At 65.1% G+C, this 14,604-nt stretch carries 15 protein-coding genes; all 15 read left to right on the top strand.

Annotation, left to right across the window (positions count from 1 at the left end):
• Window positions 1-53: 53 nt before the first annotated feature.
• The 15 genes from AB4Y35_RS11505 (at window position 54) to AB4Y35_RS11435 (ending at window position 14,589) form a co-directional block, all read left to right on the top strand.
• Window positions 54-377, top strand: a complete 324-nt coding sequence (locus AB4Y35_RS11505; RefSeq protein ID WP_028208467.1) for a rhodanese-like domain-containing protein — start codon at window positions 54-56, stop codon at window positions 375-377.
• Between the two features lie 420 nt (window positions 378-797).
• Window positions 798-2,102 (top strand): urea ABC transporter substrate-binding protein, encoded by a 1,305-nt coding sequence (urtA, locus tag AB4Y35_RS11500; protein WP_368704481.1) that lies wholly within the window; start codon window positions 798-800, stop codon window positions 2,100-2,102.
• A gap of 115 nt (window positions 2,103-2,217) precedes the next feature.
• The gene (gene urtB, locus AB4Y35_RS11495) at window positions 2,218-3,867 is read left to right on the top strand and encodes an urea ABC transporter permease subunit UrtB (protein WP_368704480.1); all 1,650 of its coding nucleotides are present in this window, start codon (window positions 2,218-2,220) and stop codon (window positions 3,865-3,867) included.
• A gap of 1 nt (window position 3,868) precedes the next feature.
• Window positions 3,869-5,062, top strand: coding sequence for an urea ABC transporter permease subunit UrtC (gene urtC / locus AB4Y35_RS11490; protein WP_368704479.1), 1,194 nt, complete (start codon window positions 3,869-3,871; stop codon window positions 5,060-5,062).
• Window positions 5,059-5,940 (top strand): urea ABC transporter ATP-binding protein UrtD, encoded by an 882-nt coding sequence (urtD, locus tag AB4Y35_RS11485; RefSeq protein ID WP_368704478.1) that lies wholly within the window; start codon window positions 5,059-5,061, stop codon window positions 5,938-5,940. Before urtC ends, urtD begins: the two co-directional genes overlap by 4 nt.
• Before the next feature lie 22 nt (window positions 5,941-5,962).
• Window positions 5,963-6,658 (top strand): urea ABC transporter ATP-binding subunit UrtE, encoded by a 696-nt coding sequence (urtE, locus tag AB4Y35_RS11480; RefSeq protein ID WP_069269410.1) that lies wholly within the window; start codon window positions 5,963-5,965, stop codon window positions 6,656-6,658.
• Between the two features lie 530 nt (window positions 6,659-7,188).
• Window positions 7,189-7,617, top strand: coding sequence for an antitoxin Xre/MbcA/ParS toxin-binding domain-containing protein (locus AB4Y35_RS11475; RefSeq protein WP_069269414.1), 429 nt, complete (start codon window positions 7,189-7,191; stop codon window positions 7,615-7,617).
• Window positions 7,617-8,108 carry an RES family NAD+ phosphorylase gene (locus tag AB4Y35_RS11470; protein ID WP_368704477.1) on the top strand — a complete coding sequence of 164 codons (492 nt, stop codon included), beginning with the start codon at window positions 7,617-7,619 and terminating at the stop codon, window positions 8,106-8,108. Before AB4Y35_RS11475 ends, AB4Y35_RS11470 begins: the two co-directional genes overlap by 1 nt.
• 611 nt (window positions 8,109-8,719) lie before the next feature.
• Window positions 8,720-9,295: a GNAT family N-acetyltransferase gene (locus AB4Y35_RS11465; RefSeq protein ID WP_368704476.1), complete on the top strand. Its 576-nt coding sequence runs from the start codon at window positions 8,720-8,722 to the stop codon at window positions 9,293-9,295.
• A 433-nt stretch (window positions 9,296-9,728) separates the two neighbouring features.
• Complete coding sequence (locus tag AB4Y35_RS11460) at window positions 9,729-10,634, top strand: urease accessory protein UreD (protein WP_368704475.1); 906 nt, start codon at window positions 9,729-9,731, stop codon at window positions 10,632-10,634.
• A 251-nt stretch (window positions 10,635-10,885) separates the two neighbouring features.
• Window positions 10,886-11,188 carry an urease subunit gamma gene (ureA, locus tag AB4Y35_RS11455; protein ID WP_028208480.1) on the top strand — a complete coding sequence of 101 codons (303 nt, stop codon included), beginning with the start codon at window positions 10,886-10,888 and terminating at the stop codon, window positions 11,186-11,188.
• Between the two features lie 17 nt (window positions 11,189-11,205).
• A complete protein-coding gene (locus AB4Y35_RS11450; protein ID WP_069269270.1) occupies window positions 11,206-11,511 on the top strand; it encodes an urease subunit beta in 306 nt (101 codons plus the stop codon).
• 41 nt (window positions 11,512-11,552) lie between these two features.
• Window positions 11,553-13,259: an urease subunit alpha gene (gene ureC, locus AB4Y35_RS11445; protein WP_368704474.1), complete on the top strand. Its 1,707-nt coding sequence runs from the start codon at window positions 11,553-11,555 to the stop codon at window positions 13,257-13,259.
• Between the two features lie 9 nt (window positions 13,260-13,268).
• Window positions 13,269-13,922 (top strand): urease accessory protein UreE, encoded by a 654-nt coding sequence (ureE, locus tag AB4Y35_RS11440; RefSeq protein WP_368704473.1) that lies wholly within the window; start codon window positions 13,269-13,271, stop codon window positions 13,920-13,922.
• On the top strand, window positions 13,909-14,589 hold the full coding sequence (locus tag AB4Y35_RS11435; RefSeq protein WP_368704652.1) for an urease accessory protein UreF: 681 nt from the start codon (window positions 13,909-13,911) through the stop codon (window positions 14,587-14,589). Before ureE ends, AB4Y35_RS11435 begins: the two co-directional genes overlap by 14 nt.
• Window positions 14,590-14,604 lie beyond the last annotated feature (15 nt).

The following is a 14,604-nucleotide window of genomic DNA, read 5'->3' as shown; positions in this document are numbered from 1 at the left end:
ATTGCCGGGTTCCATGCACGGCAGCCCGGCTTACTTACCCGATTGAGTGTTCCATGCAGAATCTGACCGCCCCCGCCCTCGCCGAATGGCTTGCCGACACCTCGCGCGAGACTCCCGTACTGCTCGACGTGCGCGAGCCGTGGGAAATCGAAACGGCAAAGATCGCCGGCAGCCTGTCGATCCCCATGCGCGAGATCCCCGCGCGCAGCGAGGAACTGGACGACGAGGCGCAGATCGTCTGCATTTGCCACCACGGCGCGCGCAGCGCCCAGGTGGCGATGTTCCTCGAATCGCGCGGGTACACGAAGGTGTTCAACCTGCAAGGCGGCATCGACGCCTGGTCGCGTCAGGTCGACCCCAAGGTGCCGACGTACTAAGCAGGCGCACGCCAGCTTAACCAAACGGCGCGAGAGGGCGCGGCTCAGGCCGCGCCCTTTGTCATTTGTGGGCCGCTCGCTCCGGCCCACGGCGTGCCGCACCGGCATGCCCCTCATGCACAACGATGCAGCGCGCCCTGCCGCACCGTTCGTCCCGCTTCATGCATGCGCGCACTGAGACGATGCAGCGCGCCCGAACATGCATCTCACTGCACCACAATCGCCCGCCCGTTCCATGGCCGCCGATGCGCCCCGCATCGCCGCGCGCCTTATGGGGCAAGCCTGGCGCTTGACCTTCGCGCTGGCACAACGCTTGCAGAAGGGTATGCGCAAGACACGCCACACACACCGGGCGGCGCGCAAGACGACAACGACCACGCGCCATGGCCCACGACTCACTCACGGACAAGAGGCACAAAAATGAAACGTCGCAGTCTGTTGAAACTCGGGACGATGTCGGGCGCACTCGCGGCCGCGGGGCGCATGCCGTTCGCGCACGCGGACACCGGCAGCGGGCCGATCAAGGTCGGCATCCTGCATTCGCTCTCGGGCACGATGGCCATTTCGGAGACCTCACTGAAGGACACCGCGTTGATGACGATTGCCGACATCAACAAGAACGGCGGCGTGATGGGGCGGCAGATCCAGCCCGTGGTGGTCGATCCGGCCTCGAACTGGCCGCTCTTCGCCGAAAAGGCGCGCCAGCTCCTCACCCAGGACAAGGTGGCCTGCGTGTTCGGCTGCTGGACCTCGGTGTCGCGCAAGTCGGTGCTGCCGGTGTTCGAGGAACTCAACGGCCTGCTCTACTACCCCGTGCAATACGAAGGGGAAGAGATGTCGCGCAACGTGTTCTATACGGGCGCGGCGCCCAACCAGCAGGCCATTCCGGCGGTGGAATACCTGATGAGCGCCGAAGGCGGCGGCGCGAAGCGCTTCTTCCTGCTCGGCACCGACTATGTGTATCCGCGCACGACCAACAAGATCCTGCGCGCCTTCCTGCACTCGAAGGGCGTGAAAGACAGCGATATTCAGGAGGTCTACACGCCGTTCGGCCATAGCGACTATCAGACCATCGTCGCGAACATCAAGACGTTCTCGCAAGGCGGCAAGACCACGGTCGTGTCGACCATCAACGGCGACTCGAACGTGCCGTTCTACAAGGAGCTCGGCAACCAGGGCATCAAGGCGACCGATGTGCCCGTGGTCGCGTTCTCCGTGGGCGAGGAAGAGTTGCGCGGCATCGACACGAAGCCGCTCGTGGGACACCTCGCGGCGTGGAATTACTTCATGTCGGTGAAAGGCCCGAACAACACGAAGTTCAAGGAGCAGTTCGAAGCCTGGGTGCAGGCGAACAACCTGCCCGGCGGCAGCAAACGCGTGACCAACGACCCGATGGAAGCGACTTTCGTCGGCATCCACATGTGGAAGCAGGCCGTGGAAAAGGCGAAGAGCACCGACGTCGACAAGGTGCGCGTGGCCATGATCGGCCAGTCCGTGGCAGCGCCCTCGGGCTTCACGCTGACGATGGACGGCAACCATCACCTGCACAAGCCCGTGATGATCGGCGAGATTCGCGGCGACGGCCAGTTCAACGTCGTGTGGAAAACGAAGACCGCCGTGCGCGCGCAGCCGTGGAGCCCGTTCATCGCCGGCAACGAAGGCAAGCCGGATGTGGTCACCTCGAACGCGCTGCCCGCCTTCCTGCGCCGCTCGCGCGTGGCCTGACGTTGTCTTCGCGAGCGCCGCGCCGCAACGTGGCGCGCGCTCGCGTGCCCTGTCTACGGGCCGCGGCGTAACTTCAGGCTGTTGCGCTGTGATCCGCACCAAAAAAGAAAGCACCATGGCTCACTCACTCCCGAGGTCCGCGCGCGCGGGCTTGCGCCACGCGCTCGCCGCGGCTGCGCTCTTCACGGCGCTATGCACTGGCGCGCACGCACTGGATGCAGCCGACGTCGCGCCGCTCGGCGGCGACGACTTCGACGCGAAATCCGCGGCCATCGACAAACTCATCGCCACGCACGACGCCGCTTCGCATGCGCTGCTCAAAGCGCTCGCCGACGACAGCGTCACGGCAACCGATTCGGGCGAAGTGCTCGTGCAGGATGGCGCGGACGGGCAAAGCGCGCGCGACGCCGCCACGGGTCAGCCCGTCGCCGCAAACGTCGCCTCGAGCGCGCAGCCCATCACGCTGAACAACCTCTTGCGCTCGAAGGTAGCGGGCGCGGTCTCGGGCCTGCAACTCGCCTCGCCCGACCTGGAAACGCGCCGGGCGGCCATTAACGGGTTGCTCAAGAACCCCGACCCGGCCATGAAGCCGCTGATCGACGCTGCGCGCACGAAGGAAACCGACCCGGCGCTCAAGCGCCGTCTCGACACGCTCTGGGCGATGACCGCGCTGCACGACCCCAATGCGGCCACGCGCCTCGAAGCGGCGAAACTCGTCGCGGCGCGCCACGACCTCGACATGTACGAACTGCTGCGCCCGCTCGTTGCAAAGAACACGAGCGGCGCGTACAGCGAGCCCGACGCCGATGTGCGCGCCGCCGCGCAACAAGGCATCGACGCGCTCGACGCCATCCAGCGCCGCAGCGAGATCGCCGGCACGCTGTTCGCGGGCCTTTCGCTCGGCAGCGTGCTGCTGCTCGCGGCGCTCGGCCTTGCGATCACCTACGGGCTCATCGGCGTCATCAACATGGCGCACGGCGAATTCCTCATGATCGGCGCGTACGCAACCTATGTCGTGCAAACGCTCGTGCAGCGCTATGCGCCCGGCGCGTTCGACTGGTATCCGCTCTTCGCGATTCCCGCTTCGTTCGTCGCCGCGGCGCTCGTGGGCGCGGGAATCGAGCGGCTCGTGATCCGCCACCTCTACGGCCGCCCGCTCGAAACGCTCCTCACCACGTTCGGCATCAGCCTCATCCTCATTCAGGCCACGCGCATGATCTTCGGCGCGCAGAACGTGCAGGTCGAAAACCCCTCGTGGATGAGCGGCGGCGTGACTGTCATGCCCAACCTCATCCTGCCGTACAACCGCCTCGCGATCCTCGCGTTCTCGCTGATCGTGGTGGGCATCGCTTGGACCGTCCTCACGAAAACGCGTCTTGGCCTCTTTGTGCGCGCCGTCACGCAAAACCGGCGCATGGCCGCCTGCGTGGGCGTGCGCACCGCGCGCGTGGATGCGTGGGCCTTCGCGTTCGGCGCGGGCGTAGCGGGCCTCGGCGGCTGCGCGCTCTCGCAGATCGGCAACGTCGGACCCGACCTCGGCCAGAGCTACATCATCGATTCGTTCATGGCCGTGGTGCTGGGCGGCGTCGGGCAGATTGCGGGCACCGTGATCGGCGGCTTCGGTCTCGGGCTCGTCTCCAAGGCCATCGAGCCGTTCTGGGGCGCCGTGCTCGCGAAGATCGCCGTGCTCGTGCTGATCGTGCTCTTCATCCAGAAGCGTCCGCAGGGGCTGTTCGCCCTCAAGGGCCGCAGCGCGGAGGCCTGACATGACGAGCGTCACTTCCTCTTCCACGCGTCACACGCTGGGCGCCTCGCGACCTTCAAGCGACGGTGCCGAAACGTTCGCCCTTGGCTTGCCCGCGCGGCCGGCCCTGCTCTCGCCGCGTGCCTGGCTCGCGCTCATCGTGCTGATCCTCGTGATCGGCGTGGGCGTGCCGCTTTGCGCGCTGGTGCTGCCGCAAGCGAGCGCGCTGCATCTTTCCGCGTATGCGTTGACGCTGGGCGGCAAGCTCATGTGTTATGCGATCGCCGCGCTCGCGCTCGATCTCGTGTGGGGTTACTGCGGCATTCTGAGCCTCGGCCACGGCCTCTTCTTCGCGCTGGGCGGCTACGCCATCGGCATGTACCTCATGCGCGAGATCGGTCACGACGGCAAGTACGGCAGCGACCTGCCCGACTTCATGGTGTTTCTCGACTGGCATGCGCTGCCGTGGTACTGGCAAGGCACACAGCACCTCGGGTATGCGCTCCTGCTCGTCGTGCTCGTGCCCGCTGTGGTCGCCTGGGTGTTCGGCTTCTTCACGTTCCGCTCGCGCGTGAAGGGCGTGTACCTCTCGATCATCACCCAGGCCATGACGTTCGCCGCGATGCTGCTCTTCTACCGCAACGAAACGGGCTTCGGCGGCAATAACGGCTTCACCGACTTCAAGCGCATCGCGGGCATGCCGATCACGCATCCGGGCACGCGCACCGTGCTGTTCCTCCTGACGTTCGCCGTGCTCGTGCTCGCATTTCTCGGCGCGCGCGCCATCGTCACCTCGAAGCTCGGGCGTGTGGTGAGCGCCGTGCGCGACGGCGAAACGCGCCTCATGTTTCTCGGCTACAGCCCGCTTGGCTACAAGCTGTTCGTGTGGACCGTCTCGGCGGTTCTGTGCGGCATCGCGGGCGCGCTTTACGTGCCGCAGGTCGGCATCATCAACCCGAGCGAGATGTCGCCCGGCAACTCGATCGAAATGGCGATCTGGGTGGCCGTGGGCGGACGCGGCACGCTCATCGGACCGATCATCGGCGCCTTCGCCGTGAACGGCGCAAAGAGCTTCTTTACCGCCCATTTCGCCGAGTACTGGCTGTTCTTCCTCGGCCTGATGTTCGTGCTCGTGCCGCTCCTTTTGCCCAACGGCATCATGGGACTCATCGAACTCATCCGGAACCGGATCACCACGCGGAGCGAACGCCCATGAACGGACATAGCGTGATCAGCGACCCGCTCAACCACAACCCGTTCGACGACGCCCTCAAGTACGACGAAATCGCCCTCTCCGGCGTGGCCGAACTAGGTCACGTGGTCGAACCCGGCGCGATCGACATCTCGCACGGCACGATCCTGTATCTCGAAGACGTGACCGTGAGCTTCGACGGCTTTCGCGCGCTCAACAAGCTTTCGCTCGTGATCGACGCGGGCGAGCTGCGCTGCGTGATCGGCCCGAACGGCGCGGGCAAGACCACGATGATGGATGTCATCACCGGCAAGACCGCGCCCGATGCGGGCAAGGTGTTCCTCGGACAGACGCTCGACCTCACGCGCATGAACGAGCCCGCCATCGCGCGCGCGGGGATTGGCCGCAAGTTCCAGAAGCCCACGGTGTTCGAGCAGCATCCCGTGTGGGAGAACCTCGAACTCGCGATGAAGGCCGACAAGGGCTGGTTCGCCACGCTGCGCGCGCGCCTGGGCCGCGAGGCGCAGGCGAAGATCGAGGAAACGCTCGAAGTGATCCGGCTCGAGAGCGACGCGCGGCGCCTCGCGGGCGAGCTCTCGCACGGCCAGAAACAGCGGCTCGAAATCGGCATGCTGCTCATGCAAAAGCCGCAACTGCTGCTGCTCGACGAGCCCGCCGCCGGCATGACCGACGACGAAACCATGGAACTCGCGACGCTGCTCAACCGCCTGCGCGGCAGCTGCTCGATGATGGTCGTCGAGCACGACATGGAGTTCGTCGCCGCGCTCGCGGGTGAGACCGGGCGCGTCACGGTGATGGCCGAAGGCAGCGTGCTCGCGCACGGCACGCTCGACGACGTGAAGCGCGACGAAGCGGTCATCGAATCGTATCTGGGCCGCTAGGCCCGCTTTCAACCGATCGGCTATGCTAACCATCGAATCGCTGAATCAGTACTATGGCGGCAGCCACATCCTGCGCAACGTCTCGATGACGGTGCCCGAGGGCGAACTCACCGTGCTGCTCGGGCGCAACGGCGTGGGCAAAACCACGCTGCTGCGCTGCCTCATGGGCGTCGTGCCGACGAAGAACGGCTCGATCGCGTGGCGCGGCGAAGCGCTCACGAAGCTGCCCACGCACGCGCGGGTGGCGCAGGGCCTCGCTTACGTGCCGCAAGGGCGCGATATCTTTCCGCGCCTGAGCGTCGAAGAGAATTTGCTGGTGGGCGCGGCGAGCAAGAAGCGCATGCCGTCAAGCGTGCCCGCGCATATCTACGAACTCTTTCCCGTGCTCAAGGACATGAAGGCGCGGCGCGGCGGCGACCTCTCGGGCGGCCAGCAGCAGCAGCTCGCCATCGGCCGCGCGCTGATGAGCGATCCGCAGCTGCTCATTCTCGATGAGCCGACCGAAGGCATCCAGCCTTCGATCATCCAGGACATCGGCCGCACGCTGCGCAGGCTCGTGGAAGAGATGCACATGACGGTGCTGCTGGTCGAGCAGTACTACGACTTCGCCAAGGCCATTGCGGACCGCTACTGGGTGATGAGCCGCGGCGAAATCGTGGCGGGCGGCGCCGGCGCGAGCATGGATGCGGATGGGGTGCGGGAGTTGATTGCGGTTTGAAGCCTGAGAGCATCGACTTCCCCGTGAGTGAAGACGCCTGTCGTCTAGCCGCCTTAGCGGCCCTCGAAGCTTCAGTTCGGCACCCTTTCCTTGGGACGCAGCGTAAAGCGCTAGATAGTTATGACCGCATCGATTGACTGAGGTGCCGGCATCAGCCATTTTACGCACCCACGCAAGTCTGCCGGCAGGGATTTTCCAGACGCTGTCTGGATAATCCCTGCCTCTGGCCACGCGCGATGGAACGCGCGCATGCTGGCCAGATTGGGCCCGTCTCCGCGGCCAGAGCGATGCGTCAGGCCCGACGAGAAGTGTGACGAGTGCGTGATCTGCGCGCACCTGAGCGCCCTGCCCGCCGACGACGATGTGCCATCCGATCTCCCCGGTACGCAGCGGTCATCCCCGCATTGCCGTTATGCGCGGCGGCGCCGGGCTTGAGCTAGCTGAGATGGAGGCCGGGTAGTCAGCCTTGATCGCGGCGAGCTCAAATGAGCTATAATGAAGGCTCATTTGATTTACGACGGGAGCGCGCCATGCAACTCGTTTCCCCCGAGAAGATCGCTGCAGTCATGGGACTGAGTCCGGTGCCCCATTCGATCGCCGAACTTGAGGCGCAGGTCGCAGAAGGCCTGCCCAAATCCGCCTTGCGTAACGGCGTCGAACAGATCGCCCTGACCGCGGAGGCAAGGCGCGCGCTCCAGGCACGCATCGTCCCTGAGGCAACCTACAAGCGCCGTCGCGACAGGCTGACACCTGATGAATCGGAGAAGACAGAGCGCCTCGCACGGGTCTACGCGAGCGCGGCCTACGTCTGGGACGATCCGGCGGACGCACGCACCTTCCTTGCCACGCCCCACCCCTTGCTGGAGGGGCGCGTGCCCCTTGAGGTTGCCCTGACCGAGCTGGGTGCGCGCCGCGTGGAAGAACTCCTCTGGAAGCTCTTCTACGGGCTACCGGCCTGATGAGGATTTTCCGCATTGCCGACAGGCGCCATCCGCTATGGAGCGGCACCGGCGCCATGCTCGTTGGCGGTCGATTCAACAGCCCCGGCCGTCCCGTGATCTATGGCGCGCTCACGTTCGCTGGAGCCATGCTCGAGGTACTGGTACACGCACGGATCGGCAAAGTGCCGAAGACACACGTCTGGGTCGAGGCGCAGGTTCCTGATGATCTTCCCGTCGAAAGGTTCACCCCCGGCACACTGCCTGCAGGTTGGGACGGGCCATCCACTGAAATCGCACGTGATTTCGGAAACCGCTGGCTGGAGGAATGCCGCTCCGCGGTCCTGATCGTGCCTTCTGTAGTCGCACGTGCCGAGTCCAACGCGCTGGTAAATCCCGCCCATCCAGACGCTGCGCGGATCGTCGTATCCGAAGCGCTGCCGGTCTTATGGGACGAACGCCTGTTCGTTCTACCTGCAACAGGGAGTCCGGGAGAACCGGAACAGCACTGAACGCGCAGTCACCGTGCGGTCGCAATCTTCCAGACTGGTATCACGTCGGAATTTCACCAGGCAGAGACGAACTGGCCGTTGTCCGACTGGCGTGGGCAACAAAGTAGCGCCGCTGGGAGCGCTTAATGCGTTGCGCCGCATTCCGTGCTACGGCAAACAACGGGGCCTTGGACTTCTGGTGACAAAGCTGCGAATGGCTCGACGAAAAGAATTGGCAGCAAGCGGACTTCCAGCACTCCGACTCCATCACCACACTGCCGTTAGCAGGGACCTGGCAGTATCGTTATGCGCCCTCTGGTTACGACAGGTTACATAGAGTGGTCTTCGTAAAAGATGGTAAGTATCCGCGCTGAGGCGCCGAAAAACTCGTCCGACCTGGCTGCTATGCTTCATTCAGTCGCCCAGTTCTACCGTGTTTTGCGCGCGTAACCCGAAAACGGATGTCTGAATCCCGCTTCACAGACCTGCAGGCGTGCACTCGGATAGCCTCATGATCATGCTGTTGCAAGTCGCGAACTATGACAGTGGTGGGCGCTTCTGTGCGAGTGTCGAAAGCTTGCTGCACTCTGCCGGTCCTTTTTCATCGAAGCTAGTCAACGCGCGACAAACCAATGCTTCCACTTTTTACCGAGGTCGACGTCTCTTACGCAGCCCGGATTCAGCTTCGCCCGATCGAGATGTCCGACGCCCAAAGGATATTCGAAATCTGGTCCGATCGCGAAGTGATGCGCTTTTACGACTTGGCGCCGCTAAACAGCATCGACGATGCCCGGCTGCTTGTCTCAGCTATGCTCAAAGAGCTGGCGGAAGGACTAAGTGTGCGCTGGGCCATCGTATCGAAATGCGGCATGCGTTTCATTGGCTCATGCGGGTTTAGATTCGATTCCAAGTTCTATTCCGCAAGTATTAGCTTCGAATTGGAACGTCATTCATGGCGACAGGGATTGATGCGCGAAGCGCTAAACGCGGCGATTGCACATGCATATGACCACTGGCAAATCAACCGTATCCAGGCGATCACGAACCTCGACAACTACGCCTCGATTGGACTTCTGAGAAGCTTGGGATTTGTGGAAGAAGGTGTGATGCGGCAATGGGGCTACTGGAAAGATGCATTTCACGACGTCCATCTTTTCTCCCGGATCAGGGCCGATCAACGGACAATGCAGACATCACTGCCCGCGTGAGGTGACATGCCGACGGTCGCGCGCTGGCTGTTCCGGTGTGTTGCTCACTCTGGCATCTCATTCGTCAGCGATGAGATGGCGGATGACGAGCGCGCGGATCGACAATGTCCAGGATCAGCCGGCGAAGTATGCGTCCAGTGGCCCAGTCCCTGCTGGAGCAGGCGGTAAGCATGAAGGCTGATGTGACGTTCTTCAGCCACGGGGGGACTCGTCATCTCACCAGTGGTTTGTTCGGTCGCAATCGGCACCGAGGCGTACGGTGTGGCCTCGCGCGGGCTCGTGAAACTTGCTGACGGCGGAAAAGGCTATCTGAGCGCTGGCCGCCGGCGCGACATGCAATCGGATTTGACGCACAGGCCCCCTGGCCCCTGGTCAGCGCTCGCGAGCACGCGTGCTATCCTCCACGCCATCCCCGCTTTTTCCCTCGTCACGCATGTCGCTCCACGTCGATCACGCCGCACTCGCCCACACCACGTTTCGCAGCACCGTGCATCAGGAATGGGCTGCGAAACTCGAGCTCGGCTTCGAGCGCCAGGGCGCGCGCACCGCGCTCACGCATCGCCTGCACGTGGGGCCGTTGCGCGTGCAACGACCGCTCTATCCCGAAGGCGACGCGATCTGTCACGCGGTGATCGTGCATCCGCCAGCAGGCATCGCGGGCGGCGACCGGCTCGACATCGACGTGAGTGTCGGCGATGGCGCTCACGCCGTGCTCACCACGCCGGGCGCCACCAAGTGGTACAAGTCGAACGGCCGCGTGGCGCGCCAGCGCATCAACGTGCGCGTGGGCGCGGGCGCGAAGCTCGACTGGCTGCCGCAAAATAACCTCGTGTTCGACCACGCCCACACCGAACTCGAATTCGCGCTCACGCTCGGCGCGGGGGCCACGGCCATCGGCTGGGACGCGACGCAACTGGGCCGCCAGGCCGCGGGCGAACGCTGGTCGGCGGGCATGGTGCGAGCGCTCACGCGCGTGACGCGCGCGGCGCCTGAAGGCGAAGCCGACGATCAACTGCTCTGGCTCGAGCGCGCCCTCATCGACGCCAACGACCCGCTACGCGACGCGCCGCAAGGCCTCGCGGGCTACCCCGCTTTCGGCGTGCTGTGGGCGATCGGCCCCGCGTGCAACGAGGCGCTCGCACAAGACCTCGCCGCCATCCTGCCTTTCGACGACGCGCTGCGCTCGGGCGCGACCTGCATCGCGCCGGGCGTGGTGCTCGTGCGCGTGGTCGGTCGGTCGATGGAACCGCTGCAGAGCACGCTCACGCAATGCTGGACGGCGCTGCGGCCGTTCGTGCATGGCGTGAAGGCCGCGCCGCTGCGCTTGTGGACGACTTGAGCGCACGTCATACGCACCTCGGCGGTGCGCATCGGCGCCTCCACGCACGATAACGCAGCGCAACATCGCCATCGCGGTGCATAAGCACCTCGTGATTGGTGCACTCACGCTGTCCCCTTCATTGGCACACACCTTGCTGTGAGCTTGCATCGATTCGTGCGCGCCGCGCGCGAGGCCGCAAGCTGCGCGTAACCTCGCTCCCGTAAGCTGGGTCGACAGACTTGCCCCAACCGACCCAATACGATGACGCGATGAAGCTCACGCCACGCGAGAAAGACAAGCTCCTGATCTTCACCGCCGCGCTGCTCGCCGAAAGGCGCCGCGAGCGCGGCCTCAAGCTCAACTACCCGGAAGCCGTCGCCTTCATCAGCGCGGCGCTGATGGAAGCGGCCCGCGACGGCAAGACCGTCGCCGAGGTCATGCACTACGGCACCACCCTGCTCACACGCGATGACGTGATGGAAGGCGTGCCCGAGATGATCCCCGACATTCAGGTCGAAGCGACCTTCCCCGACGGCACCAAGCTCGTCACCGTCCACCATCCGATCCCCTGAGCCGGGAGGAGCCAGCCATGATCCCCGGCGAAATGCTGATCGACGACGGCGAAATCGAACTCAACGCAGGCCGCGAAACCATCACGGTGAAGGTGGCCAACACGGGCGACCGCCCCGTGCAGATCGGCTCGCACTTCCACTTCTACGAGGTCAACGCCGCCCTCTCGTTCGATCGCGAAGCCGCGCGCGGCTTTCGCCTGAACATTGCGGCGGGCACGGCCGTGCGCTTCGAGCCAGGACAGGAGCGCACCGTCGAACTCGTGGCGCTTGCGGGAGAGCGCGCCGTATACGGCTTCAACGGCCAGGTGATGGGCCCGCTCTGAGCGCGGCCAGCGAATTCAGGCGAATTCATCAGGAATCCGACATGACATTGAAGATCGGCCGCCGCGCCTACGCGGAGATGTTCGGCCCCACCACCGGCGACCGCGTGCGTCTCGCCGATACCGAACTCATCATCGAGATCGAGCGCGACTACACCGTCTACGGCGACGAAGTGAAGTTCGGCGGCGGCAAGGTGATCCGCGACGGCATGGGCCAGTCGCAGCGGGTGCACGCAGAAGTCGCGGACACCGTGGTCACGAACGCCGTGATCGTCGATCACTGGGGAATCGTGAAGGCCGACATCGGCATCAAGGACGGCCGCATCTGGAAAATCGGCAAGGCGGGCAACCCGGACGTGCAGCCAGGCGTGACGATTCCCATTGGCGCCGCGACCGAAGTGATCGCGGGCGAAGGCCAGATCGTCACGGCGGGCGGCATCGACACGCATATCCACTTCATCAGCCCGCAGCAGATCGACGAAGCGCTCGCCTCGGGCGTGACGACCATGCTGGGCGGCGGCACCGGCCCCGCCACGGGCACCAACGCCACCACCTGCACGCCGGGCCCGTGGCATATGGAGCGCATGCTGCAGGCGGCGGACGGCTGGCCGATCAATCTCGGCTTTCTCGGCAAGGGCAACGTGAGCCTGCCGAAGCCCGCTGAAGAACAGATCGCCGCGGGTGCGATCGGCCTGAAACTGCACGAGGACTGGGGCTCGACGCCCGCCGCCATCGACAACTGCCTGAGCGTGGCGGACGCAACGGACACGCAGGTGGCCATCCACACCGACACGCTCAACGAGTCGGGCTTCGTGGAAGCGACCGTGGCCGCCTTCAAGGGCCGCACGATCCACACGTACCACACCGAAGGCGCGGGCGGCGGCCACGCGCCCGACATCATCAAGGTGTGCGGCGAAGCGAACGTGCTGCCCTCGTCGACAAACCCCACGCGCCCGTACACGATCAACACGCTCGACGAGCATCTCGACATGCTGATGGTGTGCCACCACCTCGACCCGTCGATTGCCGAAGATATTGCGTTTGCCGAGTCGCGCATCCGCCGCGAGACCATCGCCGCCGAGGACATCCTCCACGATCTCGGTGCGCTGTCGATGCTTTCTTCTGATTCCCAGGCGATGGGCCGCGTCGGCGAAGTCATCATCCGCACGTGGCAGACCGCGCACAAGATGAAGGTGCAGCGCGGCGCCCTGCCCGGGGACAGCGCGCGCCACGACAACTTCCGCGTGAAGCGCTATGTGGCGAAGTACACGATCAATCCCGCGCTCACGCACGGCATCGCGCACGAAGTGGGATCGCTCGAGCCCGGCAAGTGGGCCGACCTGGTGTTCTGGGAACCGGCCTTCTTCGGCATCAAGCCTTCGCTGATTCTTAAGGGCGGCATGATCGCGCTCGCGCAGATGGGCGACCCGAACGCCTCGATTCCCACGCCGCAGCCCGTGCACTACCGCGAGATGTTCGCCACGCGCGGGCGGGCGCTCGCACAAACCTCGCTCACCTTCGTTTCGCAGCTCTCGCTCGACAAGCGCATGCCCGAGCGCTACGGCCTGCAAAAGCGTGTGGTGGCGGTACGTAACTGCCGCAGCGTGACGAAGGCCGACATGATTCACAATGCGTGGCAGCCCACGATCAGCGTCGATCCCGAAACGTACCAGGTCGTCGCCGACGGCCAGTTGCTCACCTGCGAGCCCGCCACGGTGCTGCCGATGGCACAGCGTTACTTCCTGTTCTAAAGTCTAGCCATGCGCACGATCGACAAACGACTCAATGCGAAGCTCGCGCCCGTTCTTGTGAAGCGGGCGCCTACGCTCACGCTGCCCTACGACGCGCGCTGCAAGAGCCGCCTCGCGGCCACGCTCGACACGGGCGAGGAAGTGGGTGTCGTGCTGCCGCGCGGCACGGTGCTGCGCGACGGCGACCTGCTCGTGGCCGACGACGGCGGCCTCGTGCGCGTGATCGCGGCGGCCGAAAGCGTGTTGCGTGTACGTGCGCCCGACCGGCTCACGCTCACGCGCGCCGCCTATCACCTCGGTAATCGCCATACGCCCGTGGAAGTGGGCTCGGACGAGCTCAAGCTCGAAGCCGACCCCGTCCTCGAAGACATGCTCAAGCGCCTGGGCGCGCAGGTGGAACGCGTGAAGTTGCCGTTCCAGCCCGAAGCGGGCGCATACGGCGGCGGCCACCGCCACGGCCACGACGCAACCTTCGCCGATGACTACGCGCTCGCGCAACGCGTGTACGACGAGCACCACGGTCACGCGCATGACCACGACCACGCGCACGGTCATTCGCACAATCCCGCTCATGGCGACGATCACGCGCATGACCACGATTGCGGACACGATCACGGTCATTGCGACGGCCACGCGCACGACCACAGCCATGAACATCGCTGAGCTAACCGCCCTGCTGCATCTCGCGTCGCCGGCGCTGCCCATCGGCGCGTTCAGCTACTCGCAGGGACTCGAAGCCGCGATCGATGCCCAACTCGTCACGAACGCCGACGACGCCGCTCACTGGATAGCGGGCGGCCTCGCGAACGTGCTCGCTAGCGGCGAGCTACCTTTTGTGGCGCACCAGATGGAACGCTGGCGCACGCACGACGCACGCGCCCTTGTCGTAGCGAACGAGGAATTCGTCGCGAGCCGCGAGTCGGCGGAACTGCGGCGCGAAACCGCGCAGATGGGCTGGTCGCTGCGCCAGCTCTGCGCGCAGCTCGAATGGGGCGACGCCGAACGGCGCGCCACGCTCGAGCGCATGACGCCCATTGCGCAACCCACGGCCTTCGCATTCGCCGCGTGGGCCCATGAGGCCGCGCCAGACGCCGCGCTCGCCGCCTACGCGTTCAGCTGGATCGAAAACCAGACCGCCGCCGCACTCAAGGCGGTGCCGCTCGGCCAGCTCGCCGGGCAGCGCATCATCGTCGCGCTGCGGCCCGAAATCGAGAAAGCCGTGACGCGTGCGCTCGCCACGGCTCCCGAGGCGCTCAACACCTTCGCGCCGCAACTCGGCGTTCTGTCTGCGCGCCATGAATCGCAGTATTCGCGGCTTTTCCGCTCCTGAAACACACACACGAAC

The organism is Paraburkholderia sp. EG286A (assembly GCF_040965375.1).
GTDB lineage: Bacteria > Pseudomonadota > Gammaproteobacteria > Burkholderiales > Burkholderiaceae > Paraburkholderia.
This window is presented reverse-complemented; position numbering and strand designations above follow the sequence as displayed.

Excerpts from the sequence above, each read along its gene's own strand:
- AB4Y35_RS11505 (WP_028208467.1), top strand. The coding sequence starts at position 54 with ATGCAGAATCTGACCGCCCCCGCCCTCGCCGAATGGCTTGCCGACACC.
- urtC (WP_368704479.1), top strand. The coding sequence starts at position 3,869 with ATGACGAGCGTCACTTCCTCTTCCACGCGTCACACGCTGGGCGCCTCG.
- AB4Y35_RS11460 (WP_368704475.1), top strand. The coding sequence starts at position 9,729 with ATGTCGCTCCACGTCGATCACGCCGCACTCGCCCACACCACGTTTCGC.
- urtB (WP_368704480.1), top strand. The coding sequence starts at position 2,218 with ATGGCTCACTCACTCCCGAGGTCCGCGCGCGCGGGCTTGCGCCACGCG.
- urtE (WP_069269410.1), top strand. The coding sequence starts at position 5,963 with ATGCTAACCATCGAATCGCTGAATCAGTACTATGGCGGCAGCCACATC.
- ureC (WP_368704474.1), top strand. The coding sequence starts at position 11,553 with ATGACATTGAAGATCGGCCGCCGCGCCTACGCGGAGATGTTCGGCCCC.
- urtD (WP_368704478.1), top strand. The coding sequence starts at position 5,059 with ATGAACGGACATAGCGTGATCAGCGACCCGCTCAACCACAACCCGTTC.
- ureE (WP_368704473.1), top strand. The coding sequence starts at position 13,269 with ATGCGCACGATCGACAAACGACTCAATGCGAAGCTCGCGCCCGTTCTT.
- AB4Y35_RS11470 (WP_368704477.1), top strand. The coding sequence starts at position 7,617 with ATGAGGATTTTCCGCATTGCCGACAGGCGCCATCCGCTATGGAGCGGC.
- AB4Y35_RS11475 (WP_069269414.1), top strand. The coding sequence starts at position 7,189 with ATGCAACTCGTTTCCCCCGAGAAGATCGCTGCAGTCATGGGACTGAGT.
- AB4Y35_RS11465 (WP_368704476.1), top strand. The coding sequence starts at position 8,720 with ATGCTTCCACTTTTTACCGAGGTCGACGTCTCTTACGCAGCCCGGATT.
- ureA (WP_028208480.1), top strand. The coding sequence starts at position 10,886 with ATGAAGCTCACGCCACGCGAGAAAGACAAGCTCCTGATCTTCACCGCC.
- AB4Y35_RS11450 (WP_069269270.1), top strand. The coding sequence starts at position 11,206 with ATGATCCCCGGCGAAATGCTGATCGACGACGGCGAAATCGAACTCAAC.
- urtA (WP_368704481.1), top strand. The coding sequence starts at position 798 with ATGAAACGTCGCAGTCTGTTGAAACTCGGGACGATGTCGGGCGCACTC.
- AB4Y35_RS11435 (WP_368704652.1), top strand. The coding sequence starts at position 13,909 with ATGAACATCGCTGAGCTAACCGCCCTGCTGCATCTCGCGTCGCCGGCG.